Here is a 24,251-nt window from a genome sequence, read left to right as displayed (position 1 = left end):
CTTAAATATGGTGGCGGCCCCATCAAGGAGTAATGGCATTGGGTGTGGTTCTGAATCTCGACGACAAGAAAAAGCAGACAGGATCGGTGCAGCCGCTTGTCGACCTGACGAAGGCCGATATGGCGCGCGTGAACGAAATGATCCTGTCACGTGCCGGATCCGACGTCGAAATGATTCCCGAAGTCGCCAATCATCTGATCTCGTCGGGCGGCAAACGCCTGCGTCCGATGATGACGCTCGCTGCCGCACGCATGTTCGGTTACGACGGCGACGGTCATGTGCGTCTCGCAACCGCTGTCGAATTCATGCACACGGCAACGCTGTTGCATGACGATGTGGTGGATGAAAGCGATCTGCGTCGCGGCAAAAGCACTGCCCGCATGATCTGGGGCAACCAGGCCAGCGTTCTCGTCGGCGACTTCCTGCTCGGTCAGGCTTTCAAGATGATGGTCGATGTCGGTTCGCTCGATGCGCTCGACGTGCTGGCGACCTCCGCTTCGGTGATCGCCGAAGGCGAGGTCATGCAGCTTGCCGCCGCCAAGAACATGGAAACCACCGAAAACGAATATCTGGCGGTCATCAAGGCCAAGACGGCGGCACTCTTCTCGGCTGCTGCGGAAGTCGGCCCGATCGTCGCCGGTGTGCAGCGCTCGGATCGCGCAGCTTTGCGCGATTACGGCCTCAATCTCGGTCTTGCTTTCCAGCTGGTTGACGATGCGCTGGATTATGGTGGTTCGGCTGCCGATCTTGGCAAGAACACGGGCGACGATTTCCGCGAAGGCAAGATCACGCTTCCCGTCATTTTGAGCTACCGCCGTGGCACCGATGAGGAACGCGCTTTCTGGAAGCACGCCATCGAAGACGGCGCGAGCGACGACGCATCGCTGCAAAAGGCTATCGGCCTGATGACCAAGCACGGCGCGATTGCCGACACGGTGCAGCGCGCACGTCACTTCGGCGAAATTGCCCGCGATGCTCTGGCACCGCTCAAGGCAACGCCGGAAAAAGATGCGCTGATCGATGTCATCGATTTCTGCATCAGCCGCGTGAACTGAGTTTCCTGACGTCTTTCGCGTTTTCGGATATTTTCGAACAGGGATCGATCAAGAAAAGCTTTCCATCACAGATGCTTTTCTTGCCCCCTCATCCCAAAAAGGCCATGCTTGGCGTGCCTGTTCCGTTAAGGTCAGAGCGCGGTGCGTTGGAGGCAATCGGCGATTCGTTGCCGATTCCGCATATGGGAATTTGAGAAGAGGATAGGGCTTCATGCGGCATGGAATGAAACACGGCCCGCTTTATGGTTTGCTTCTTTCGCTTCTGGCGGGAATTGCAATGCCTGCCAGCGGAGCGTTGGCCAAGACGGCTGCCGATCCCGCTCCCGTCGCTACGCCTGCTGTTCGGGCCGGTTCCTTTGCAGGCGCCTATCTTGCGGGCCGCACCGCCGAAGCCGACAATAATCTCTCCACAGCCGCCGATTTCTATCGTCAGGCCATGGCCTTCGATCCGGGTAACAGTCAGGTCAAGCAGGACCTGCTTCTGGTTCTGTTGACGGAAGGTCGTTTCAAGGACGCGTTGCCGCTTGCGTCCGAATTGCAGAATGTGCCGGATATCGAGCGCTTCTCCCGTGTCGCCCTTGCCATCGACGCCATTTCCAAAAAGCAGTATCGCAAGGTCGGTCCGCTTCTGATGTTGTCCATGCAGTCCGATATGGACCGGCTTGCGACCGGCTTCATGAATGCGTGGGTCAAGGTCGGGCAGGGCAATCCCAAGCAGGCGCTGGCCGATATCAAGAAGATGGAAGGCCCCGAATGGTATGGCCTGTTCCGCACCTATAATTCCGCTTTGATCGCCGATCAGGCCGGGATGAAGAAGGAAGCGGGCGATTTCTACCAGCAGGCGCTTGATGATCGTCCCGGCGGCAGTGCTGCACCCGACACCTATGAACGCATCATCATGGCTTACGCCTCGTTCAAGCTGCGTCAGGGCGACAAGGACGGCGCAATCCAGCTTCTGAAGGATGGCGAAGAGCTTTTGAACGGTCGCATGACCCTGACCGAACTGCGCGAGCAGATCGAGGCAGGGCGGAAAATCGACCGTCTGATCGAGACGCCGCAGCAGGGCGCGGGTGAAGTGCTCTATACACTCGGCACGGCAATCAATCGCAGCGGCGCGGAGGCTTTTGCCAAGCTTTATCTGCAACTCTCGCTGCCGTTGCGTCCGGGCAATGACGCTACCTTGTTCCAGCTGGGCGATATTTCGGCAAAGCTGCGCCGTCCGGAAGCGGCGGTTGAATATTATGCGGAAGTGCCGGAAACCTCGCCCTATCGCCGCGATGCCGAAATGCAGCGTGCGCTGAACCTTGCCGATAACGACAAATCTGCCGAGGCCATCGAGCAGTTGAAGATATTGCTGGGCCGCGACAAGACCGACATCCGCACCTATCTGGCGCTGGGCGGTGTTTACGCGCAGGACAAGAATTTCGCGGAAGCCGCCAAGATTTATGATGGCGCCGTCGAGCAGATCAAGACGCCGGAACGCAAGGACTGGCCGGTCTTCTACCAGCGCGGTATCGCTTATGAACGCCTGAAGCAGTGGGACAAGGCGGAGCCGAGCTTCAACAAGGCGCTGGAGCTTTATCCTGATCAGCCGCAGGTGTTGAACTATCTCGGTTATTCCTGGGTCGACATGGGCATCCATCTCGATCGTGCGCTGGACATGATCAAGAAGGCTGTCGAGCTGCGTCCGCAGGACGGTTACATCGTCGATTCGCTGGGCTGGGCCTATTACAAGCTCGGCCGTTACGATGAAGCGGTGGTGGAGCTGGAAAAGGCCGTGAAGCTGCGTCCGGAAGATCCGACCATCAACGATCATATGGGCGATGCCTATTGGCGTGTTGGCCGTCAGCTAGAGGCGACGTTCCAGTGGCACCATGCGATTGCGGGCAAGCCAGAGCCGGAAGACCTCGTCAAGATCGAGGAAAAGCTGAAGAAGGGTCTGCCCGATGTTCCGGGACAGTCTTCCGCCGATGCGACAAAGCCCGGTGAGAAGAAGCCGGATCAGCCGAAGCCGGACACGCCTGCCGTCGCGCCTGCGCCAGCTGCGCCCGCACCGGAAAAGCCGACGACGGATTGATTGTTCGCGGTCACGCGAAAACGTCGTTCGCTACAGTTTATAATTCCTTGCTGCTGGAATGCCGTCAGGGTTCGGTGACTTTTGATCATTACAAGTCCAACCCTGCAAACAGATCAAAAAACTCGTGCCTTTGAATCAGCTTTGGGGGGTATTGACGCCAAACATCAGGCTCCCACGGATCTCGGTCCCTTTCCCATGGTGCGGAGGTGACTTGTCCTTTATACCACCATTTGACCATAGCTCGCACCTGAGGATGGTGCCAGTTGCGCCTGAGGTAGCGGATTTCTTGGCCAACATATCCTTTATACTTTGTGCCGTCTGCGAACTCGAAACGGTCCGTTTTACTGGCTACGGCCGCCAGATCGATGTCATCGAGAAAAAAATGTACCGTTTTTTTTGCTTCTCTTGCCCAATTTAATCCTGCTTTGCATTTTCTTCCGGTATGAATTCCTCCATCTTTACAACCAACAATATTTTTTTCTTTAATATATGAAAGATAATCATTGCTTATTTTTCTGTATTCGCTGTATTCGATGCTTTTGAAGAATTCTTCTTGATCGTGAGGTATATTTATTTTATGTGCCTTTTTAATCTCAAATTCTGCTCTTGTGCTGCAATAGTGATCGATCCTGCTGAGTGTTTTATTTTTATCCACACCTTTAAAGGGGGCATACATTTCCGGGTAACGGTTGCGTGTCTCTTCTAAGCCATAAATTAAGTCACCTGGACGAAAGCCTTCGTACGGAATATCGGGAAAAGGCATGAAATATACCTCGTTAAAAACAGAGAACGGTAGGGCGCGGTGTAACCTGGGTTGACTTTATCGCTTAGTAGGTTCGCGAGAAGCTGTTACTAATTCACTGGCTTTAGTTCTCTGAAACAAGCTATCAGCATCAATATTGAGGATTGATCCCATCGCTTGCCTATAGTCGGCTTGTTCAGCGATCAAATGTCATGCTTGACCCTGCGGTGCTGACAAATTAGACCGGGCCATCATTTCAATAACGAGGCCCAGCCCGGTGTCTAATTCGTCCAGCATGTTGCCAGCACATATGCATCCCACCCGTTCCTTTCAGGGCCTGATCCTGACGCTCCATCACTATTGGGCGGAACATGGTTGCGCTATTTTGCAGCCTTACGACATGGAAGTGGGTGCGGGTACGTTCCATCCGGCAACGACGCTGCGTTCGCTCGGGCCGAAGCCGTGGAAAGCTGCCTATGTGCAGCCGTCGCGCCGTCCCAAGGATGGCCGCTATGGCGAAAACCCCAACCGGCTACAGCATTATTACCAGTATCAGGTCATCATCAAGCCATCGCCGCCGAACCTTCAGGATCTCTATCTCGGTTCGCTGAAGGCCATCGGCCTTGATCCGACGCTGCATGATGTGCGTTTCGTGGAAGACGACTGGGAAAGCCCGACGCTCGGCGCCTGGGGTCTTGGCTGGGAATGCTGGTGCGATGGCATGGAAGTGTCTCAGTTCACCTATTTCCAGCAGGTCTGCGGCATTGAATGCTCGCCGGTTGCCGGTGAGCTGACCTATGGTCTCGAGCGCCTCGCCATGTATGTGCAGGGCGTGGACAATGTCTATGACCTCAATTTCAACGGTCTCGAAGGCGACGAAAAGCTCACCTATGGCGAAGTGTTCCTGCAGGCTGAGCAGGAATATTCCCGTTACAATTTCGAAATGGCCGATACGGAAATCCTGCATCGCCACTTCATTGATGCCGAGCGCGAATGCGAAGCCATTTTGAAGGCTGGCAGCACGGGCGAGGGTTCGCTGCACAAATGCGTGCTCCCGGCCTATGACCAGTGCATCAAGGCATCCCACGTCTTCAACCTGATGGATGCGCGCGGCGTGATCTCGGTTACCGAGCGCCAGAGCTACATCCTGCGCGTCCGCAATCTCGCGCGTCAGTGCGGCGAGGCATTCCTTCTGACGGATGCCGGTGGTTTCAATTTCAAGCGTGAGGGCGAGTAATGCCTGACTTACTTCTCGAACTCTTTTCCGAGGAAATCCCGGCCCGCATGCAGCGCAAGGCTGCCGGCGATCTGAAAAAGATGATCACTGATGGTCTGGTTGAAGCCGGTCTCACCTATGAAGCCGCGACCGCTTACTGGACGCCGCGTCGTCTGACGCTCGACATTCGCGGCCTGACCGTGCGTTCCAAGGACGTGCATGAAGACATCAAGGGTCCGTCGGTTACTGCACCGGAACAGGCCATTCAGGGCTTTCTGCGCAAGGCCGGTCTCACCGATGTCGCGCAGGCGCATGTGCATTCTGATCCGAAGAAGGGCGATTTCTATGTTGCCCATCTGACCAAGCCGGGCCGCCCGGCGGAAGAAATCGTCGCCGAACTCGTGCCGCAGACGATCCGCAATTTCCCGTGGCCAAAATCCATGCGCTGGGGCGCGGCTTCGGCGAAGCCCGGTGCATTGCGCTGGGTGCGTCCGCTGCAATCGATCCTGTGCACCTTCGGCCCTGAAACCGAAGAAACCGTGGTTATCGATTTCGACGTTGACGGCATCAAGTCCGGCAATCTCACCTATGGGCATCGTTTCCTGAGCAACGGTCAGGCGATCAAAGTGCGTCGCTTCGACGATTATGTCGAAAAGCTGGAAAAGGCTTTTGTGGTACTCGACGCCGAACGCCGCAAGGAAATGATTTCGCAGGACGCGCATAATCTAGCCTTCGCGTCGGGTCTCGAACTGGTCGAGGACGAGGGCCTTCTGGAAGAAGTGTCTGGTCTGGTCGAATGGCCGGTCGTGCTGATGGGCGAGTTCGAGGAAGAGTTTCTGGCGATCCCGCCGGAAGTCATCCGCCTCACCATCCGCGCCAACCAAAAATGCTTCGTCACCCGCAAGCAGGGCGAAACCGAAGCGCTGTCCAACCGGTTCATTCTGGTGTCGAACATTGCTGCGCGCGATGGCGGCACGGAAATCGCTTACGGTAACGGCAAGGTCGTGCGTGCACGTCTGTCGGATGCGCTCTATTTCTGGCACACCGATCAGCACGATCTGCCGGACCTCGACAAGCTGGCCGCTTCGGCGGAAAAATTCGGCCTCGATCTGAAGAAGCCGCTTGATCAGCGCATGGCGCGTCTGGACGGCCTGAATGTGACCTTCCATGCGAAACTGGGTACGCAAGGCGCCCGCGTTGAGCGTATCCGCGAACTGGCTGCACAGATCGCCCCGCTGGTCGGCGCCGATCCGAAGCTTGCCGCACGTGCTGCCGTTCTCGCCAAGGCCGATCTCCAGACCGAAGTTGTGGGTGAATTCCCCGAGCTTCAGGGCGCGATGGGCCGCAAATATGCGGTGCTTCAGGGCGAAGATGCAGCTGTCGCCGCAGCGCTTGAAGAACATTACAAGCCGCAAGGTCCATCTGATGTAGTGCCGAAGGAACCGGTTTCGGTTGCTGTCGCACTGGCCGACAAGCTGGATACTCTGGTCGGTTTCTGGGCCATTGATGAAAAGCCGACGGGTTCGAAGGACCCATACGCGCTGCGTCGCGCAGCCCTTGGCGTGATCCGTCTTCTGCTGTCGCAGGACTGGAAATTCCCGCTGCTGCCGCTGTTCCGTTCGGCCTTTGCCGCGCTGAAAGAAGGCGTGGTCCAACGCAAGCTGCGTGAATTCGAAGCCAGGCTTGCTGGCGAAAAATCCGGCGATGTCGATGGCGAACAGGATATCGACAATGCGTTGCGCAACTATGAGGTGGAGGTTCGTGCCGAAGCCGACCGCAGTGCAGAGCCGGTGCTGGCCGATCTTTTGTCCTTCCTTCACGACCGTTTCAAGGTGCATCTGAAGGAAGAGGGCGCACGTTACGACGCCATTGACGCCGTGCTGACGCCGGAAGCCGACAATCTGCTTCTGGTCGCACGCCGTCTGGAAGCGCTGATCGTCTTCATCAATGAGGAAGACGGCAAGAACCTGCTGGCAGGCACCAAACGCGCCGCCAATATTCTGGCAGCCGAAGAGAAGAAGGGCACCAAGGTCGCCACTAGCGTCGATGCCGCGCTTCTCAAGGTGGACGAGGAAAAGGCGCTGTTTGAAGCGGTTACGCTTGCGTCGAGCGAGACCGAAGCGGCAATCGCCCGCGAAGATTTTTCGGGTGCGATGCTGGCGCTCGCCAAGCTGCGCGGCCCGGTCGATACGTTCTTCGAAAAAGTGCTGGTCAATGATGAGGACGAGAATGTCCGCGCCAATCGTCTGGCTCTGCTCGACCTGATCCGCACGGCCACCGGCAAGGTTGCGGATTTCTCCAAGATCGCAGGCTGATAGCCAGCGCATAGGAATAGAAATGGCGCCATTACGGCGCCATTTTCGTTTGTGGGTTACTGAAGGCTTGGCCGAAGTGCCAGCGAACTCAGGTCGACTTCCCCGGATGCGCCAGCCCATGGTTCGCCGACGACACGCACCGGCTTGGCGGGATCGAAGTCCGGCATCTTCTGTTCGGTCGGGCTTGCAGCGGGCGTTACGGCAGGCTGTTCCTGCGCGTCTTCCGGCAGAGGCTTGCCCTGCATGCGCGCCATATAGGCACGGGCCCGCTTGCGCCGCGCTTCAATTTCCTTCAGCGCTTCGGCTTCAGCCTCTTGCCGCTGATTGCACGTGCCGCAGACAGGCAGCCCGTTGGCCCCCATCCGGTCATAGCCGATATAGTCGATGGAACCGACCTCATAGGTCGTTCGCGCAGGTTCCGCCCCGTTGGCAGAGGCCACAACAGGCAGTCCGGCGATAGTCAGCGAAATGGCGATAAATCGCGATAACATTATTCACCTCAAGCATGAATAATATCATCCTGCCCTAAAAAAGCTAACAAAACGCAATTTTCCGGGCCGCGTTGCCATAAATGTGCACGCGGCGGCTCGCCTGTTTGCTTGCGCGCGGCTTCGCGCTTGTGTAGGCAGAAGGCGCTCATATCTATGCGTGCATCTTGTCCGAAAACCGCTTTGCACCTTTCGGGATGCACTCAACTTGGACGCCCGAGAGGCGGAAAACCAGTGTCAGATGTAATGAAATTCGATGATGAGGCAGTTCAGCGCGCGGTGGAAATCCTGCGGCGCGGCGGTCTTGTCGCCATTCCCACCGAAACCGTCTACGGCCTTGCTGCTGATGCCTCCCATGGTGAAGGCGTTGCGGGAATTTTCGCCGCCAAGGGTCGTCCGCAGTTCAATCCGTTGATTGCGCATGTCAGCGGTATCGCCATGGCAGAGCGCTACGTCACCTTCGATCCGCTGTCGCGCAGGCTGGCGGAACTGTTCTGGCCGGGCCCGCTGACCATCGTGCTGCCGCTCAAAGACCATCAGGAAACAGATCGTCCGATCCATCCACTTGTGACGGCGGGATTGTCGACGCTTGCCATCCGCATGCCGCATGGCCGCGTGCAGGAGGTTATCACAGCGCTGGACAGCCCGGTGGCGGCACCGAGCGCCAACACGTCCGGGCGTATCAGCCCCACCAGTGCTGAAGCCGTCGCGGGCGATCTTGGCGACAAGATTGACCTGATCCTCGATGCGGGTCCATGCGGGGTTGGTGTGGAATCGACCATCGTGAAGGTCGAGGGTGACACTGTGCGTCTGTTGCGCCCCGGCGGGCTTGCAGCAGACGACATCGAAGCCGCGATTGGCAAAACCCTGCTGCGCACCGAACAGACCGAGGCCATTCAGGCGCATATCATCGCGCCGGGCATGATGGCCTCGCATTATGCGCCGGATGCGTCGATGCGGCTTGCGGTCGGCAATGTGCAGCCGGGCGAAGCGCTGCTGGCTTTCGGGCCGTCGCGTGTAGCCGGAGCCGAGACGGCAAAGGCCGTGTTGAACCTCAGCGCGGATGGCAATCTGCGCGAGGCGGCCAGCAATCTTTTCGATTTCATGCGCAAGCTCGACGCCACCGGCGCCAGCACCATTGCCGTTGAACCCATTCCTTTTGATGGTCTCGGCGAGGCCATCAATGATCGTCTGAAACGCGCCGCCGCGCCGCGCTAAAGCATTTCCAGCAAAAGTGCGAAGCGGTTTTGCGTGGGATAATGCGTGAAAACAAAGCTCAAGGGACCAATATGGACACCGGATTGATCGAACGTTTTGCCGCTATCGTGGGTGAAAAGAACGCGTTCACCGCGCCGGAAGACATTGCGCCTTATCTGATCGAGCAACGCGATCTTTATAAAGGCAATTCACCGCTGGTGCTGCGCCCGGGTTCGACGCAGGAAGTCGCGGCGATCATGAAGCTTGCCAGCGAAACGAAAACGCCGGTTGTGCCGCAGGGCGGCAATACGGGCCTTGTCGGCGCGCAGACGCCGGATGAGAGCGGCACGACAATTGTGCTGGCCCTTGGCCGTATGAACAAGATCCGCGCGCTCGACACGGTCGGCAATCTAGTGACCGTCGAGGCAGGCGTCATCCTGAAAAACCTTCAGGACGCGACCGAGAAGGCGGGGCGTCTGTTCCCGCTGTCACTGGGTGCGGAAGGTTCTTGCCAGATTGGCGGTAATCTTGGCTCCAATGCAGGCGGCACCGCAGTGCTCGCCTATGGCAATATGCGCGAGCTTTGCCTCGGTCTCGAAGTGGTTTTGCCAACCGGCGAAATTCTGGATGACCTCCGCTATGTGAAGAAAGACAATACCGGCTACGACCTGAAAGACCTGTTCGTGGGTTCCGAAGGCACGCTTGGCGTCATCACGGCGGCTGTGCTGAAAATCTTCCCGCAGCCGAAGGGCAAGGGCGTGGCCTATGCCGGAATGCGCAGCCCGGAAGATGCGCTGCGCCTGTTCCAGCTTGCGACCGAACATGCAGGCCCGTCACTTACCGGGTTTGAGCTGATGCCGCGTGTCGGGGTCGAGTTCACCGTGCGCCATGTCGATGGAGCGCGCGATCCGCTGGAAAGCCCGCATGACTGGTATGTGCTGATCGATATCTCCTCCACGCGCTCGGAAGAAGATGCGCGCACCACGCTGGAAACCATTCTGCACGAAGCCTTTGAAGCGGATATTCTTCAGGATGCGGCGATTGCAGAAAGTGTCGCGCAGGCGCAGTCCTTCTGGAAAATGCGCGAGGAAATGTCCTGGGCGCAAAAGCCGGAGGGCGGCTCGATCAAGCACGATATTTCCGTGCCTGTTTCATCCATTCCCGCCTTTATCCGCGAAGCCAATGCCGCGACGCTGGAAATGATCCCCGGCGCACGTATTGTCTGCTTCGGCCATATTGGCGATGGCAACCTGCATTATAACGTGTCGCAGCCGGTTGGCGCCGACAAACAGGAATTCCTCTCCCATTGGGGCGCGCTCAATCATCGTATCCACACAATTGTTGCAAGTTACAGGGGATCGATTTCAGCCGAGCATGGCATCGGCCGTCTGAAACGCGATGAGCTTGCGCATTTCAAACAGCCATTTGCGCTCGATCTGATGCGCCGCATCAAGACGGCCTTTGATCCGGCGGGGATTATGAACCCCGGCAAGACGCTGTAAAACAAACAGAATTGCAATTTGCATGACGGGCGGTTTCTCCGCCCGTTTTGCTATCGGTAAACGCATATTAGGAAGAATTTCTGAATTCTTACACCTGGTTGCATTCTGATAACCAAAGGAAAAAGCAGGGAAAAGTTAACCCAACTCCTTAAGGCCGCCGGTAACAAACGCGGTCTATTCTCCATCTCAACGAGGGCAGAAAGCCCAATCAAAGAGAAGCTGGAATAACCGGCTCTCGAAAGAGACAGAGAGACAGAGGCGTTGACAATGATGAGCAAGGGACTGAAGCCAGACTGGGCAGGCCGTGAACTGCGGCTCGATCCGTTTCACTTTCCGCAGGTGGTGAGCTACGCATCGCATGACGGCAATACTGACGTCACCTTCACCATCAACGAGCGTGGCGCGGTCATCCGGCAGGTTCTGCCGTCGAGCGGCCTGCCCATGTCGATTGCACTGCCGATCCATGCGTTTGTCGGTGTCGTGGCCCGTGCTGTCGAAGACGAGTATGGCGAAATCACCGTCACGCTGGAACTGATGCATCAGGACCCGCAGCTTTCCGTGCCGCTTCTGGTAGCGCATGATCTGACCGATGTCGCCGCCGACTGGCGCGCCTGGGCGGCTGCGTTCAACCTGCCGATGATGCTGGTGGAAGAAGACGGCGTTGCCCGTCCGCTTTACGAAAGCACTGGCCCGGTTCGCACCGGCCAGCCGCAGGCTCGCCGTCAGGGACACGAGACACGCCGTCGCCGCCCGCGCTTCCTCGCACGCCGCAAGGCTGGCACGCTGGGCGTCCGTCTGGTGATCGAAGGCAAGGAAATCATCGCTCGCAATTGAGCTGACTAGAGGCGGTGCATTACCCGGACGGTTCACATTCTCGTGTGATCACGATCTTGACCCATTCTGCCGCTAGCTTTGAGAAACTGCTTCTTACGAAGCTAAATTAATTGGCTGACCTCCAGACAAAGCCACCCGGATGGGTTTCCCCATCCGGGTTCTTTTTTATCGATCAGAACCGGGATCTAGAGCATTTCCAGCAAAAGTGCGTAGCGGTTTTGCGTAGGATAATGCGTAAAAACAAATAGATAGAGCGGTTCCACGATTCCGTTTTAACCGGAACCGCTCTACTTCTTGCGGCTGAGAAAGGCCATGATGGCCTCACGCGCTTCGCTGGAGGTCAGGCGTTCGCCGAAAAGTTTCGCTTCCCGCGCAATACGGTCCGCAATGTTTTCAGCTGGCAAGCGCATCAGTGAGCGGGCGATCTGCATGGCTTCCGGTGGCTTGGCGGCGATTTCTTCCGCTGCCTTCAGCACTTCCGATTCCAGCTCTCCGCTTTCCACGATTTTATAGACGATACCCGCTTCAAGGGCGGCTTCCGAACTGAAACCATGGCCGAGCGCCAGAAGGGCAAAGGCCTTCTGATGCCCCATCAGCGGCGGCGCGAGCAGGCTGGAACCGGCTTCCGGCACCAGACCGAGATCGACGAATGGCGTGCGGAACAAAGCGTGCGACGCTGCAAATGTCAGGTCGCAATGAAGATGGATCGTTGTACCGACGCCAATCGCGAGGCCATCAACGCCTGAGACGACCGGCTTTTTGGTGCTCGACAGGGCATAGAGAAAATCCAGAATATCCTTGCCCAGATCGCCGCCGCCTGCGGCCGCAGCCATGAAGTCCTGCATGTCGTTGCCGGATGAAAACGCGCCCGGCACGCCAAGGAAAACATGGACGCGCACTGCATCATCGGCATCGCCATCCTTCAGTGCTTTGGCCATGGTGGCATACATGGCGCGGGTGATGGCGTTTTTCTTGTCGGCCCGGTTCAGCCGGATAATCTGCACCGCATCGCGACGTTCAACGAGAATATGTTCGCTCACGCTCAAGCCTCCAGCGCGGATTTGGCGGCAGCAAGGCTGGCTGCGCCGGTGATGACGGTGTCTTTCAGCGACGATACTTCGGCCAGCATGTTCTCGGCGAAGAAACGGCAGAGAACAGCGCGTCCATTATCGTCGCCCGCAAGCGCCGCGCGCGCCAGATAAGCGCCGCCGGAAACGAGCGACAGAAGGCGCTGATAAGGCGTTGCACCGGCAAGCGCTGCCTCTGCGCCACCTTCGGCAACGGTCTTTTGCAGCCAGTCGGTCGCTTCGCGTGCTTCGGTCAATGCCTTTGCAAGACGTGCGCCGGTTTCGCCCAGTTCCGGGCGATTGGATGCGGCGGCCTTATCGGCATCCTGCTGCAATTCGTTTAGGAAGCCCTTGATATGCTCGCCATTGTCGAGCGGCAGCTTGCGCATCACCAGATCGATGGCCTGAATGCCGTTGGTGCCTTCGTAAATCGGCGTGATGCGGGCATCGCGCAACAACTGTGCCGCGCCGGTTTCCTCGATGAAGCCCATCCCGCCATGAATCTGCACGCCGAGCGACGCGACATCGACACCGACATCCGTCGAGAAACTTTTGGCCAGCGGCGTGAGGAGACCGGCGCGGTCGCCCCAATGCTGCTTGTCTGCGCCTTCGGTCACATGGCTCATGTCGATGGCATGGGCGCAAGCATAGGTGATGGAGCGGGCGGCCTGCGTCAGCGCTTTCATGGTCAAAAGCATGCGCTGCACATCAGGATGCTCGATGATCGGGCTCATGCCCTCCTTGGGGTTCGCACCGATAGCGCGGCCCTGCTTGCGTTCCTTCGCGTAATTAAGCGCCTGTTGATAGGCGGCTTCCGCAACGCCGACGCCCTGAATGCCGACCAGCAGGCGGGCATTGTTCATCATGGTGAACATGCAGGCGAGGCCGCGATTTTCTTCGCCGATCAGATAGCCGACCGCGCCCTGTTCCTCGCCCTTCACGAAGCCGTCGCCATAGATCATGGTGCAGGTCGGTGAGGCGTGAATGCCCAGCTTGTGTTCAAGGCCAGAGCAGAACAAATCATTGCGGCGGCCGAGCGAACCATCCGCATTGACGAGGAATTTCGGCACGAGAAACAGCGAAATGCCTTTGGTGCCCGCAGGCGCATCGGGCAGGCGGGCCAGCACCAGATGCACGATATTGTCGGTCAGGTCATGCTCGCCATAGGTGATGAAAATCTTCTGGCCGAAAATGCGATAGGTGCCATCATTGCTGCGTTCGGCGCGGCTGCGCAAGGCGCCAAGGTCGGAGCCGGCCTGCGGTTCGGTCAGGTTCATCGTGCCCATCCACTCGCCGGAAATGAGCTTTTCGAGATAGATATCCTTCAATTCCTTGGAGGCATGCTTTTCCAGCGCTTCGACAGCACCCATGGTCAGCGTCGGCGCAATGGCAAATGCAAGCGTGCCGGAATTCCACATTTCGCTGACGGCGACCGACATCATGGTCGGCAGGCCCTGACCGCCATAATCCGGCGTGCCGGTTAGCGAGTTCCAGCCGCCTGCGATCCAGTCGCGGTAAAGGTCTTTCCAGCCCGGGGCGGTGGTGACGACACCGTCCTTGACGGTAGCGCCGTTGCGGTCGCCGGAAATGCGCAGCGGCTCGACGCGCTCGGCTGCAAATCTTCCGGCTTCTTCGAGAATGGCTTCGGCCAGATCGGCGGAAAATTCGGGAAAGCGGTTGTCTTCCAGCGCTTTCTCAAGCCCCGCAACTTTCATCAGCGTATGGGAAATTTCAGAAACCGGCGCGCGATACATCTTTCCTCCACATCGTGCTCATCGAGGCTCCTCCTCGGAAACCCCGGTCTCCGATCTACCAGCGGGCAGAGGGAGTATCAGTCTTCTTCATGACAAGAGCTACCGGCTTATTACGTAAACGTCAATATTTTCCGGCGCTTTTATATTGCTTTGGCGCGAGCGAGAAGCAGGGTGCGTTCGCGCGCATTGTCCGTCAGTTCGGCTGCCCGGCGAAATTCTGCGCTGGCTTCCGCACTTCGCCCAAGTTTTTCCAGAAGATCGCCGCGCACGGTCGGCAGCAGATGCGAGTCTTTCAGGCGCGGTTCGTCGGCAAGCGCATCGACAATGGCCAATCCCTGCATGGGGCCAAAAACCATACCGACAGCCACAGCGCGGTTCACTTCGACAATGGGCGAGGGCGCAACGAGCGCCAGCGCCTGATAATAGGCGGCAATGACGATCCAGTCGGTCTCGGCGGCAGTGGCGACGCGCGCATGACAGGATGCGATCATCGCCTGAAGTTGATAGGCACCGGGCGTTGGGGTGAGGGCCATGGCGCGGTTCAGGCCGTCGAGGCCGCGCCTAATCTGCGACCAGTCCCAGCGGCTGCGATCCTGATCCAGCAGCAGGATCGGGTTTCCGGCCTTGTCGGTGCGGGCGGCAAAGCGCGATGCCTGCAATTCCATAAGGGCGGCAAGGCCGTGGATTTCAGGCTCGTTTGGCATCAATGCGGCAAGCGAGCGCCCGAGGCGCAGGGCTTCATGGCAAAGATCGGCACGCAGCCAGTGCGCGCCTTCACTTGCCACATAGCCCTCGTTGAAAATGAGATAGACCACCTCCAGCACGGCGGCGAGACGCTGCTGCCGCTCGTCGCCCTGCGGCGTTTCGAAGGCGGCTGCCGTTTCGCGCAAGGTCCGTTTGGCGCGCACGATGCGTTGCGCCACGGTAGCTTCCGGCACGAGAAAGGCACGCGCCACTTCCGGCGTCGACAGGCCGCCCAAGAGCCGCAAGGCCAGCGCCACACGCTGCTCGGCGGGCAGCGCGGGATGGCAGGCTGTAAAGATCAGCCGCAACAGGTCATCGTCAATGTCTTCATCAAGCTTGGCTTCGATGTCGGGGTCGGCCTGTTCCAGTTCCGTGAGGTCGATCGCCAGTTCGCGGTGCTTGCTGTCGATCAGCGTGGTGCGGCGCAATCGATCGAGTGCGCGGTTCTTCGCCACCTGCATCAGCCAGGCGGCGGGGTTGCGCGGTATGCCGTCCTGTCGCCAGCGTTCCAGAGCCAGCACAAAGGCATCCTGCGCGATCTCTTCGGCAAGGCCGATATCGCGCAGCATACGCGCCAGTCTGGCGGTGAGCCTTGTCTGCTCGATCCGCCAGACCGCCTCTATGGTGGCGTCTGTCGTCACCCCTTGAGATCGCCGAAGCCTTCGGCGGCCTTTTGCACATCTTCGGGAAAGTCGCTCATCTCCTGAACACGACGGACTTCAATAATGTCATTTTCCGAGGCCGGGCAGCGGCGCGCCCATTCGATGGCTTCATCGCGGGAACGCACGTCGATCATCCAGTAGCCGCCGAGCACTTCCTTGACTTCGGCAAAGGGGCCGTCAACGACGCTGGGCTTGCCGCCCTTGAAGCTGACACGCGCGCCAGTCGCGGGCGGGTGCAGACCATCCAGCGTCAGCAGAACGCCAGCCTTTTTCAGCTCCTCATTATACTTCATCATGGCTTCCACCGCTTCCGCGCTGGGCATGGCGTCGGGTGCTGCCGTCGCATAGCCACCGGGTATCATCAACATCATGAAACGCATTGGTCTTCCTCCTGAAGCGCAGCCCGAAAAATGTGAAGCGGTTTTCGGACAGGATGCGCGTAAAACAAAGTTCTGAAGCGGTTCCGGCGATGTCGTCAAAATGCGAGCCGCTTCGACCGTTTCGGCTATACGACGAACGGCGAATGGCTAAATCGACAGGCTTGTAGAAAAAATTTCAAGTTATTTTGCGACAGAAAGAGGTGTCCGTATCAAAAGGCAATGCGGGCCGCACCAAGAGGTGCAGAACAAGGCCTGCCGATTGCCGCGCTTAACTGAATCTTTGCTGCATTGTATTAGAAGTTTGGAATGTTTGAGGGTGTTTTGCATATGACGCTTGTTCCGTTTTTTCTGACAGCCAATCTGACGGCGGCTTGCGTCTTCGTTCTGATATTCGCCTTTGTTTCCATTCAGGAAAAGAACTATGCCGCGCCGCGCTGGTTCACCATCGCCTCCATTTGTGCAGCACTTGGCGCGATTGTCAGCTACTGGATCCCCATTGCTGCCAATCCACGCCTGCCGAGCTTCATTTCCTTTGCATTGGTGATGTCGGTGTTTTTCGCGACCATTGTCGGCTTGCAGAATACCTATCGGCAGAAGACAGACTGGCGGCTGCTCGGCATATTTTTTCTCGCAGCCATTGTCTGCAATCTGCTGATCTTTGACCTGCCGAAGACGTCGCTGCCCTATCGCATGCTCTATCAGCTGCCGCTTTTCCTCGCGCAGTTGATGATGATCCGCGTCATTCACCAATCCGGCATGCCGCGTGTGGTGGACAAGCTGCTGATGGCGCTGGCGGTTTTGAGCTGCATTCATTATTTCGCCCGCGTCTTCCTTGTCGGCTGGCCCGGCACTGACACGCGGACGCAGGACCAGTCGGACAGTTTGCATGTGATCGTGTCGTTGTCGGTGGGTGTTTTCGTGCAGGTGGCGCGGGGCCTGCTGCTGCTCTTGAGCACGGTTTCGCACATGGTGGGCGAGGCGAGCGAGCAGTCGGAAGTCGATCCGCTGTCAGAGATTTATAACCGGCGCGGCTTTGACCGCCATGTCTCGCGTGTGCTGGCGCGCAAGGGCGACCGCATTCGTTATTCGGTGATCATGAGCGATCTGGATTTCTTCAAGCGCGTCAATGACACCTATGGTCATGACGGCGGAGATCGGGTGATCGCAGCCTTTGGCAAACTTCTGAAAAACCATCTGCCCAAGACGGCGGTCGCGGCACGCATGGGCGGCGAGGAGTTTGTCGTCTTCATCCCCGATGCGGAACTGGCGTCGGCGCAGGCGCTGGCGCAAAATCTACGTGAAACGCTGAGTGGTCTGCGCTTTGAGGGCAAGGCAGAGGACTGGGGCCCGACGGCCAGTTTCGGCGTGGCGGAACAGATAGAACAAGAGAGCCTCTACGAGACCATGCGCCGTGCTGACGGCGCGCTCTATCAGGCGAAGAAAGCCGGACGCAACCGCGTCCATACAGCATAAGAATCCGCAACCGCGCCCTGTGCGGTTTAGGCCGCGATTGCGTTGTATTGGCTATTTGCCGGAACGTTCACGTTCCACAGCGCGCCAGCCGATATCGGAGCGATAGAAACCTTCCGGCCAGTCGATCTTCTTGATGGCGTCATAAGCCTTGGCCTGCGCTTCGGCGACGGTTTTGCCCACGGCAGTCACGTTCAGCACGCGACCGCCGTTGGCGACCAGCTGCCCGTCTTTCTCTGCCGTGCCCGCATGGAAAACCTTGACGCCGTCGATGCCGTCAAGCGCGTCGAGACCGCGAATGACGCTGCCCTTCTTCACATTGGTCGGATAGCCTTCCGCAGCCATGACGATGGTCAGCGCCGGATCGTTTTTCCAGTCCAGCGAAATCTGATCCAGCTTGCCGTCGACGGCGGCGTTGATCAGCGCCAGCAGGTCGCTGTTGAGGCGCATCATCAGCACCTGGCATTCCGGGTCGCCGAAACGGGTGTTGTATTCGATCAGCTTCGGGCCGTCCTTGCCGATCATCAGGCCGAGGAACAGAATGCCGGAGAAGGGCGCGCCGATTTCCGCCATGCCCCGCATGGTGGGTTCGATCAGTTCGCGCATGGTGCGCTCGACGATTTCCGGCGTCATGACCGGCGCTGGTGCATAGGCGCCCATGCCGCCCGTATTGGGGCCGGTGTCGCCGTCGCCGACGCGCTTGTGGTCCTGCGCCGAGCCGAGCTGCACAGCGGTCTTGCCGTCGCAGATGCAGAAGAAGCTTGCTTCTTCGCCGTCCAGAAATTCTTCCACCACCACCTCGGCACCGGCAGAACCGAATGCGCCTTCGAAGCATGCATCGACGGCATCGAGTGCTTCATCGAGCGTCATGGCGACGACCACGCCTTTGCCTGCGGCGAGACCATCGGCCTTGACCACGATGGGCGCGCCCTGCTGGCGGATATAGGCCTTGGCCTTTGGCGCATTGTTGAAGCGGCCATAGGATCCGGTCGGAATATCGAAGCGGGCGCAGAGATCCTTGGTGAAACCTTTGGAGCCTTCAAGCTGGGCTGCGGCCTTGGATGGGCCGAAAACGCGAATGTTCTCGGCGCGCAGATCGTCGGCAAGGCCTGCGACCAGCGGCGCTTCCGGTCCGACGATGACCAGATCGATGGCGTTTTCCTTGGCAAAGGCAATGACGGCCTTGTGGTCGCTGACATCGATATCGACCAGTTCGGCAGCTTCCGCGATGCCGGGATTGCCCGGCGCGCAATAGAGTTTTGTCAGTGACGGAGAAGCGGCCAGTTTCCAGGCCAGAGCATGTTCACGACCGCCAGAACCGATTAAAAGAACTCTCATTGCTTGCTCCGTCTTCGTCGGGGTTATAGTGATGGCTGCATATATCAAGGATTTCGCCATGTCACAGCCCGAACTACACGGATCGATTCAGTCACGCAATGCGCAAGGACGTGTAAAGGACGCTCCGTCGGGCCATTGGGTCTATAAGTTGTTGCCGCAGGGATTGTGGCCCTATGCGCAGCTTGCGCGCTGGGACCGTCCGATTGGCTGGCAGCTTCTGTTGTGGCCGTGCTGGTGGTCGGCGGCACTGGTGGCGGGCGCAGGTGCGCATCCGGGCGACGGTGCGTGGTCGGTCATGCCTTCGATCTGGCACCTGCTCCTGTTTCTCGTCGGTGCTATCGCCATGCGCGGCGCGGGCTGTACCTATAACGACCTTGTCGATCAGGATATTGACGATCAGGTGGATCGCACCCGGTCGCGTCCGCTGCCTGCCGGGCAGGTGACGCGTGGTCAGGCCAAGGCCTTTCTCGTGCTGCAAGCGCTGGTCGGGCTTGTGGTGGTGCTGCAATTCAACTGGTTTTCGATTGCGCTCGGTATTTTCTCGCTGCTGATTGTCGCGGCCTATCCGTTCATGAAGCGCATTACCGACTGGCCGCAATTCGTGCTGGGTCTTGCCTTTTCATGGGGCGCGCTGATGGGCTGGGCTGCGGTCGAGGGATCGCTCTCCTTGCCGCCGGTGCTGCTCTATATCGGCGCGATCCTGTGGACCATCGGCTACGATACGATCTATGCGCATCAGGACAAGGAAGATGATGCGTTGGTCGGCGTTCGCTCGACGGCGCGCCTGTTCGGCAAACACACCAAGACTGCGCTGATGGTCCTTTATGGTGGCGCTATCGGCTTCTTTGCCGCCGCCTTTGCCATGGCGCAGGTGCCGATGCCCGCACTGGCCGGATTGTTGGCCGCTGGCGTGCATCTCTATCGCCAGATCATCGTGCTCGATATCGACAATCCCGACCAGTGCCTGAAACTGTTCAAGTCGAACAATATCGTCGGCTGGCTGATCTTCCTTGGCCTCGTTTTCGGCAGCCTCTGGGTGGCGATCAAGCCGATTGTGTAACTCATAAAAAAGGCCGCTCTCGTAAGCGGCCTTTTTCTTTTCCCTTACGGATAAAGCCGGTCCTTGTTCCAGTCACCTTCCGGGTCGGGCCGGGTGAACAAGACGCGGTCGTGCAGACGGAACGGGCGGTCGTGCCAGAACTCGATCGAAACCGGACGAATGCGGAAACCCGACCAGTAGGGCGGGCGTGGAATGTCGCCGATGGCATATTTCGCGGTATATTCCGCAACGGATTTTTCCAGCGCGAACCGGCTTTCCAGCGGGCGCGACTGTTTCGACGCCCATGCACCGATGCGGCTGCCGCGCGGGCGCGACGCGTAATAGGCGTCGGCTTCGACGTCGCTGACCTTTTCGACGGGGCCGCGCACGCGCACCTGGCGGCGCAGCGTTTTCCAGTGAAAGCACATTGCAGCCTTTTCAGCGGACAGGATTTCCTGCCCCTTCTTGCTTTCATAATTGGTGTAGAAGACAAAGCCCTGCTCGTCGAAATCCTTCAGCAGCACCATGCGCACATTCGGCAGTCCGTCGGGATCGACGGTCGCAAGCGCCACGGCGTTGGGATCGTTCGGTTCGGTCTTGCCTGCATCGGCCAGCCATTCTGCAAAGAGCTTGAAAGGATGGGAGGACAGGGTGAAATCGTCGCTTGAGCTGGTCATTTCCACTATTCTCGAATGAGGTTTGGCCGGAAAGGGAATCCCGACCTGAAAGCTGGCGCGAGCTTCGTCCATAAAACGCGTCTTGTCCACCTCCAGACAGGATGGAGGTCGCGATGATTGCTTATGCCGCACCGTAAAAATGGAGGACCATTTTTCTGGCAGTCGGCTGTCGAAACCCACAGAGTTACTGTTGTGCATTGGTATGGATTTGTTTACCTTGCCACCTCATCGCTTGTTAACCCACTGCCGCCATAATCGCTGCATCCATAGCGTGTAAATTTGAGGAAGTAGCGTTTGGCCGCTGGAACTGCCTGCCATCAGAAACATATTGGCTTTGCCGTTGATTATGCTGCGGCCTTGCGCAATGTCGTGCTCGGCATGACCATGTTTTCTCTCGCCGGTTGTGCGATGGGCGGCGTCAGCATCGACAAGGCCGTGCCTGATTCGACGACCATTACCGGTTCGGTCAAGCAGCCGGCCGAGACGGATTCCGGCAAGCTCTCCGATCAATCTGCGGTTCAGAGTGTGGTTTCGGCACTGAATTTCACGCAATGGGGCAAGAAGCCGGTTCCATGGGCCAATCCGAATACCGGCAGCCAGGGCACGATCACGGCGATTGCCGAAAGCAACAAGAACGACCAGCTCTGCCGCGAATTCGAAACCTCGCGTGAGGCTTTTGACGGTGTTTCCATCTATCGCGGCGAAACCTGCATGCAGCGTGGCGGCCAATGGACCGTCACGGCATTTGCACCGATCTGAGAGATCTGACAATAAGCGCAGCCTATAGTCTGTACAGACTGGAACTTTTCTTCCCTCATGCGCATATTAGGCTCAATGAGTCTTACCACTGACTTCACAGTCATTTTCCTGAATGAGGAACTATATGCGCGATCCCTATAGCGTGCTGGGCGTCGCCAAAACGGCGAAGCCCGAAGAAATAAAATCGGCCTTTCGCAAGCTGGCCAAAAAGCACCATCCGGATCAGAACCAGGATGATCCGAAGGCGCAGGAGCGCTTTGCGGAAATTAATCAGGCCTATGAAATTGTCGGCGACAAGGACAAACGGGGCCAGTTCGACCGCGGCGAGATCGACGCGAAAGGCAAGCCCCTGTTTCAGGGTTTCCAGGGCGGGCAGGGCTTCGGCGGCGCGCATGGCGACCCGTTTGCCGGTTTTCGTCAGGGCGGCGGCAACAGCCATTTCGAATTCCGTTCCGGCCCCGGTGGCCATCAGGGCGCAGGCTTTGGCGGCGCGGAAGATATTCTGAATGATCTGTTCGGCAGCGCCTTCGGCGGTGGCGGGCGTCCGCGTGGCCGCGCCGCTGGCAATGCCAAGGGTGAGGATCTGACCGCATCCATCGACGTGACCCTGTCGCAGGCGGCAGGCGCGGAAAAGGTCGAGGCCATTTTCCCGAATGGCAAGCACCTCAAGATCAAGCTGCCGAAATATGTCGAGGATGGCCAGACCATCCGCCTGAAAGGGCAGGGCGAACCGCTGATGGGTGGAACGCCGGGCGACGCGCTGGTGACGATCCGCTTCAAGCCGCATCCGCGCTTCCGCCTTGAAGGGCGTGATGTGCATGTGGACCTGCCGGTCAATCTCAGCGATGCAGCACTGGGCGGCAAGGAAGAAGTCGAGACGCTGGACGGGCGTATCGCGGTGAAAATTCCGGCCTGGTCGAGTTCGGACCGGGTGTTGCGCCTGAAGGAAAAGGGCCTGCCGCTGAAAGCTGGCGGGCGCGGCGACCTTTATGTGCATATCCGCATCATGCTGCCGGATGGCGGCGACGCGGAACTGGAAGAGTTCCTGAAGAAGCGCCGGGAAGGCTGATTCATGTCTTCCCGGAGCGGGAAGCTGCTGGGAGCGAATAGACCTGAACAACCAGGGTTGTTGCGATTCTGATCGATTGAATTGCTTTTTAATCGATCAGAACTGTTTTTCTGTGGTCACGCAGGCCAAAATGCAGGCCGGGTGTTGTAGCTTTGCGGCAGTAAGGTGACAATGCCCGGCTTTTTCGCTGCAATTGCTTGAAGGTGATGCAAGCCTGTGCGATAGGGCAACAAGTTTATTATTTTTCAATGAGGACCCTTAATGACCGCACAGTCAGGTTTGTTGCAGGGCAAGCGTGGATTGATTCTGGGCGTGGCCAACAACCGCTCCATCGCCTGGGGCATTGCCAAGGCCGCCCGCGATGCCGGCGCAGAGCTCGCATTCACCTATCAGGGCGATGCATTGAAGAAGCGCGTCGAGCCGCTGGCTGAAGAGCTTGGCGCTTTCGTTGCCGGTCATTGCGACGTGGCAGATGCCGCAAGCATCGACGCTGTTTTTGATGCGCTTGAGAAGAAGTGGGGCAAGATCGACTTTCTGGTGCACGCCATCGGTTTCTCCGACAAGGATGAACTGACCGGCCGTTACCTTGATACGTCGGAAGCCAACTTCACCAACACGATGCTGATTTCGGTTTATTCGCTGACGGCGGTTGCCCGCCGCGCGGAAAAGCTGATGGCCGATGGCGGCTCGATCCTGACGCTGACCTATTATGGCGCGGAAAAGGTCATGCCGAATTACAACGTCATGGGCGTTGCCAAGGCCGCACTCGAAGCAAGCGTGAAGTATCTCGCCGTCGATCTCGGCCCGCAGAACATCCGCGTCAACGCGATTTCGGCTGGCCCGATCAAGACGCTGGCCGCTTCGGGCATTGGCGACTTCCGCTATATTCTGAAGTGGAACGAATATAACGCGCCGCTGCGCCGCACCGTGACGATTGAAGAAGTGGGCGATGTCGGCCTTTACTTCCTCTCCGACCTGTCGCGTTCGGTGACGGGTGAAGTGCACCATGCCGATAGCGGTTACCACGTCATCGGCATGAAAGCCGTCGACGCGCCGGACATTTCAGTCGTCAAGGACTGATACGACCCTTCTGAAATCCCGAAAAGTTGACACGCTTTTCGGGATTTTTCTTTGTCTTTCCCACGCTGGGAAAGTTATCCCTGTTTTAGAGAAGAACAGTCGGCACGGTTTCGACAATCGTTTTCGACTGGCAACGCTTTAGAGGTAAGGCTTTGGCCCGGGAGATCATCTACTTTTCGCGTCATGGCGAAACGGACTGGAATGTTTCGCAGCGCATTCAGGGGCAGCTCGATATCGACATTAATGCCCATGGACGCACGCAGGCTGACCGCAACGGCGATATGCTGAAAGCGCTGATCGGCGACGGTGCGGGCTTCGATTTCGTGGCAAGTCCGCTGCGCCGCACGCGTGAGACGATGGAGCGCATCCGCTTGCGCATGGGCCTTGATCCGTATGATTTCCGCACCGACCCGCAGCTGATGGAAGTGAATTTCGGCGACTGGCAGGGCTTCATGATGGAAGACATTGCCAAGGACCGGAACGATCTCATCGAAGCGCGCGCCCGCGATAAGTGGAATTTCGTGCCGCCGGGCACCACTGCCGAAAGCTATATGGGCCTTTCGCAGCGCATTGGCCGCTGGGTGGAAGCCGTGGAATGGCCGACCGTCTGCGTGACCCATGGTGGCTGCATCCGCACGCTGTTCTATCTCTACGGCGATGTGGACGGCCATGAAGCGGCCAATCTCTCGATCCCGCAGGACAAAATTCTGAAGTTCGAAAACGGCAAGCTCGAATGGGTGTGACAAGCCGCTGATGGCGGCTATGATCGGCGGCAGAATTGCGCTC

At 58.3% G+C, this 24,251-nt stretch carries 21 protein-coding genes; 13 read left to right on the top strand and 8 right to left on the bottom strand.

Features of this window, described 5'->3' with window-relative positions; all coding sequences use genetic code 11:
* Positions 1-38: 38 nt before the first annotated feature.
* Both FGI60_RS19725 and FGI60_RS19720 read left to right on the top strand, forming a co-directional pair.
* A complete protein-coding gene (locus FGI60_RS19725) occupies positions 39-1,055 on the top strand; it encodes a polyprenyl synthetase family protein (protein WP_138786617.1) in 1,017 nt (338 codons plus the stop codon).
* 211 nt (positions 1,056-1,266) lie between these two features.
* The gene (locus tag FGI60_RS19720) at positions 1,267-3,132 is read left to right on the top strand and encodes a tetratricopeptide repeat protein (RefSeq protein WP_138786616.1); all 1,866 of its coding nucleotides are present in this window, start codon (positions 1,267-1,269) and stop codon (positions 3,130-3,132) included.
* A gap of 88 nt (positions 3,133-3,220) precedes the next feature.
* Here the strand turns inward: FGI60_RS19720 and FGI60_RS19715 are convergent, their stop codons facing one another.
* Positions 3,221-3,895 carry a hypothetical protein gene (locus FGI60_RS19715; protein WP_138786615.1) on the bottom strand — a complete coding sequence of 225 codons (675 nt, stop codon included), beginning with the start codon at positions 3,893-3,895 and terminating at the stop codon, positions 3,221-3,223.
* A 289-nt stretch (positions 3,896-4,184) separates the two neighbouring features.
* Here FGI60_RS19715 and FGI60_RS19710 point away from each other — a divergent pair, with 289 nt between their 5' ends.
* Together FGI60_RS19710 and glyS are read left to right on the top strand one after the other, a co-directional pair.
* The gene (locus tag FGI60_RS19710) at positions 4,185-5,111 is read left to right on the top strand and encodes a glycine--tRNA ligase subunit alpha (RefSeq protein ID WP_078338013.1); all 927 of its coding nucleotides are present in this window, start codon (positions 4,185-4,187) and stop codon (positions 5,109-5,111) included.
* Positions 5,111-7,405 carry a glycine--tRNA ligase subunit beta gene (glyS, locus tag FGI60_RS19705; RefSeq protein WP_138786614.1) on the top strand — a complete coding sequence of 765 codons (2,295 nt, stop codon included), beginning with the start codon at positions 5,111-5,113 and terminating at the stop codon, positions 7,403-7,405. Before FGI60_RS19710 ends, glyS begins: the two co-directional genes overlap by 1 nt.
* A gap of 56 nt (positions 7,406-7,461) precedes the next feature.
* Here glyS and FGI60_RS19700 read toward each other — a convergent pair whose 3' ends face one another.
* A complete protein-coding gene (locus FGI60_RS19700; protein WP_138786613.1) occupies positions 7,462-7,896 on the bottom strand; it encodes a hypothetical protein in 435 nt (144 codons plus the stop codon).
* A gap of 243 nt (positions 7,897-8,139) precedes the next feature.
* On the opposite strand from FGI60_RS19700, the gene FGI60_RS19695 reads away from it, so the two are divergent.
* The 3 genes from FGI60_RS19695 (at position 8,140) to FGI60_RS19680 (ending at position 11,426) form a co-directional block, all read left to right on the top strand.
* Positions 8,140-9,111 carry an L-threonylcarbamoyladenylate synthase gene (locus FGI60_RS19695; RefSeq protein WP_374843675.1) on the top strand — a complete coding sequence of 324 codons (972 nt, stop codon included), beginning with the start codon at positions 8,140-8,142 and terminating at the stop codon, positions 9,109-9,111.
* A gap of 71 nt (positions 9,112-9,182) precedes the next feature.
* Positions 9,183-10,592 carry an FAD-binding oxidoreductase gene (locus FGI60_RS19690; protein ID WP_138786611.1) on the top strand — a complete coding sequence of 470 codons (1,410 nt, stop codon included), beginning with the start codon at positions 9,183-9,185 and terminating at the stop codon, positions 10,590-10,592.
* A 267-nt stretch (positions 10,593-10,859) separates the two neighbouring features.
* The gene (locus tag FGI60_RS19680) at positions 10,860-11,426 is read left to right on the top strand and encodes a DUF6101 family protein (protein ID WP_078338019.1); all 567 of its coding nucleotides are present in this window, start codon (positions 10,860-10,862) and stop codon (positions 11,424-11,426) included.
* 287 nt (positions 11,427-11,713) lie between these two features.
* On the opposite strand, the gene FGI60_RS19675 is transcribed toward FGI60_RS19680, so the two are convergent.
* The 4 genes from FGI60_RS19675 to FGI60_RS19660 form a co-directional block, all read right to left on the bottom strand.
* Positions 11,714-12,466: a crotonase/enoyl-CoA hydratase family protein gene (locus FGI60_RS19675; RefSeq protein ID WP_138786609.1), complete on the bottom strand. Its 753-nt coding sequence runs from the start codon at positions 12,464-12,466 to the stop codon at positions 11,714-11,716.
* 2 nt (positions 12,467-12,468) lie between these two features.
* On the bottom strand, positions 12,469-14,247 hold the full coding sequence (locus FGI60_RS19670; protein ID WP_138786608.1) for an acyl-CoA dehydrogenase: 1,779 nt from the start codon (positions 14,245-14,247) through the stop codon (positions 12,469-12,471).
* Positions 14,248-14,387: 140 nt separating this feature from the next.
* Entirely contained in the window at positions 14,388-15,632 is a 1,245-nt protein-coding gene (locus tag FGI60_RS19665; RefSeq protein ID WP_138786607.1) for an RNA polymerase sigma factor, read from the bottom strand.
* The gene (locus tag FGI60_RS19660; protein WP_078338022.1) at positions 15,629-16,033 is read right to left on the bottom strand and encodes a YciI family protein; all 405 of its coding nucleotides are present in this window, start codon (positions 16,031-16,033) and stop codon (positions 15,629-15,631) included. Before FGI60_RS19660 ends, FGI60_RS19665 begins: the two co-directional genes overlap by 4 nt.
* A 327-nt stretch (positions 16,034-16,360) precedes the next feature.
* Between FGI60_RS19660 and FGI60_RS19655 the strand changes: the two genes are divergently transcribed.
* Positions 16,361-17,506 (top strand): GGDEF domain-containing protein, encoded by a 1,146-nt coding sequence (locus tag FGI60_RS19655; protein ID WP_138786644.1) that lies wholly within the window; start codon positions 16,361-16,363, stop codon positions 17,504-17,506.
* 51 nt (positions 17,507-17,557) lie between these two features.
* Here FGI60_RS19655 and purD read toward each other — a convergent pair whose 3' ends face one another.
* The gene (gene purD, locus FGI60_RS19650) at positions 17,558-18,841 is read right to left on the bottom strand and encodes a phosphoribosylamine--glycine ligase (RefSeq protein ID WP_138786606.1); all 1,284 of its coding nucleotides are present in this window, start codon (positions 18,839-18,841) and stop codon (positions 17,558-17,560) included.
* Positions 18,842-18,899: 58 nt separating this feature from the next.
* On the opposite strand from purD, the gene ubiA reads away from it, so the two are divergent.
* The gene (gene ubiA / locus FGI60_RS19645) at positions 18,900-19,901 is read left to right on the top strand and encodes a 4-hydroxybenzoate octaprenyltransferase (protein WP_138786643.1); all 1,002 of its coding nucleotides are present in this window, start codon (positions 18,900-18,902) and stop codon (positions 19,899-19,901) included.
* Positions 19,902-19,945: 44 nt separating this feature from the next.
* On the opposite strand, the gene pdxH is transcribed toward ubiA, so the two are convergent.
* On the bottom strand, positions 19,946-20,557 hold the full coding sequence (gene pdxH / locus FGI60_RS19640) for a pyridoxamine 5'-phosphate oxidase (protein ID WP_138786605.1): 612 nt from the start codon (positions 20,555-20,557) through the stop codon (positions 19,946-19,948).
* 327 nt (positions 20,558-20,884) lie between these two features.
* Between pdxH and FGI60_RS19635 the strand changes: the two genes are divergently transcribed.
* The 4 genes from FGI60_RS19635 (at position 20,885) to FGI60_RS19620 (ending at position 24,208) form a co-directional block, all read left to right on the top strand.
* Complete coding sequence (locus FGI60_RS19635) at positions 20,885-21,316, top strand: RT0821/Lpp0805 family surface protein (RefSeq protein WP_318282836.1); 432 nt, start codon at positions 20,885-20,887, stop codon at positions 21,314-21,316.
* 124 nt (positions 21,317-21,440) lie between these two features.
* Positions 21,441-22,385 (top strand): DnaJ C-terminal domain-containing protein, encoded by a 945-nt coding sequence (locus FGI60_RS19630; RefSeq protein ID WP_138786604.1) that lies wholly within the window; start codon positions 21,441-21,443, stop codon positions 22,383-22,385.
* A 261-nt stretch (positions 22,386-22,646) separates the two neighbouring features.
* Positions 22,647-23,465, top strand: a complete 819-nt coding sequence (fabI, locus tag FGI60_RS19625; protein ID WP_109368447.1) for an enoyl-ACP reductase FabI — start codon at positions 22,647-22,649, stop codon at positions 23,463-23,465.
* A 152-nt stretch (positions 23,466-23,617) separates the two neighbouring features.
* Positions 23,618-24,208, top strand: a complete 591-nt coding sequence (locus FGI60_RS19620) for a histidine phosphatase family protein (RefSeq protein ID WP_078338027.1) — start codon at positions 23,618-23,620, stop codon at positions 24,206-24,208.
* Positions 24,209-24,251 lie beyond the last annotated feature (43 nt).

The organism is Brucella haematophila (assembly GCF_005938105.1).
Lineage (GTDB): Bacteria > Pseudomonadota > Alphaproteobacteria > Rhizobiales > Rhizobiaceae > Brucella > Brucella haematophila.
The sequence above is the reverse complement of the archived record's forward strand: the minus strand, read 5'-3'. Positions and strand labels throughout refer to the sequence as shown.

What these genes read in the sequence shown, in the direction of transcription:
- FGI60_RS19720 (WP_138786616.1), top strand. Translation starts at nt 1,267, where the DNA reads ATGCGGCATGGAATGAAACACGGCCCGCTTTATGGTTTGCTTCTTTCG.
- FGI60_RS19715 (WP_138786615.1), bottom strand. Translation starts at nt 3,895, where the DNA reads ATGCCTTTTCCCGATATTCCGTACGAAGGCTTTCGTCCAGGTGACTTA.
- FGI60_RS19710 (WP_078338013.1), top strand. Translation starts at nt 4,185, where the DNA reads ATGCATCCCACCCGTTCCTTTCAGGGCCTGATCCTGACGCTCCATCAC.
- glyS (WP_138786614.1), top strand. Translation starts at nt 5,111, where the DNA reads ATGCCTGACTTACTTCTCGAACTCTTTTCCGAGGAAATCCCGGCCCGC.
- FGI60_RS19700 (WP_138786613.1), bottom strand. Translation starts at nt 7,896, where the DNA reads ATGTTATCGCGATTTATCGCCATTTCGCTGACTATCGCCGGACTGCCT.
- FGI60_RS19695 (WP_374843675.1), top strand. Translation starts at nt 8,140, where the DNA reads ATGAAATTCGATGATGAGGCAGTTCAGCGCGCGGTGGAAATCCTGCGG.
- FGI60_RS19690 (WP_138786611.1), top strand. Translation starts at nt 9,183, where the DNA reads ATGGACACCGGATTGATCGAACGTTTTGCCGCTATCGTGGGTGAAAAG.
- FGI60_RS19680 (WP_078338019.1), top strand. Translation starts at nt 10,860, where the DNA reads ATGATGAGCAAGGGACTGAAGCCAGACTGGGCAGGCCGTGAACTGCGG.
- FGI60_RS19670 (WP_138786608.1), bottom strand. Translation starts at nt 14,247, where the DNA reads ATGTATCGCGCGCCGGTTTCTGAAATTTCCCATACGCTGATGAAAGTT.
- FGI60_RS19660 (WP_078338022.1), bottom strand. Translation starts at nt 16,033, where the DNA reads ATGCGTTTCATGATGTTGATGATACCCGGTGGCTATGCGACGGCAGCA.
- FGI60_RS19655 (WP_138786644.1), top strand. Translation starts at nt 16,361, where the DNA reads ATGACGCTTGTTCCGTTTTTTCTGACAGCCAATCTGACGGCGGCTTGC.
- purD (WP_138786606.1), bottom strand. Translation starts at nt 18,841, where the DNA reads ATGAGAGTTCTTTTAATCGGTTCTGGCGGTCGTGAACATGCTCTGGCC.
- ubiA (WP_138786643.1), top strand. Translation starts at nt 18,900, where the DNA reads ATGTCACAGCCCGAACTACACGGATCGATTCAGTCACGCAATGCGCAA.
- pdxH (WP_138786605.1), bottom strand. Translation starts at nt 20,557, where the DNA reads ATGACCAGCTCAAGCGACGATTTCACCCTGTCCTCCCATCCTTTCAAG.
- FGI60_RS19630 (WP_138786604.1), top strand. Translation starts at nt 21,441, where the DNA reads ATGCGCGATCCCTATAGCGTGCTGGGCGTCGCCAAAACGGCGAAGCCC.
- fabI (WP_109368447.1), top strand. Translation starts at nt 22,647, where the DNA reads ATGACCGCACAGTCAGGTTTGTTGCAGGGCAAGCGTGGATTGATTCTG.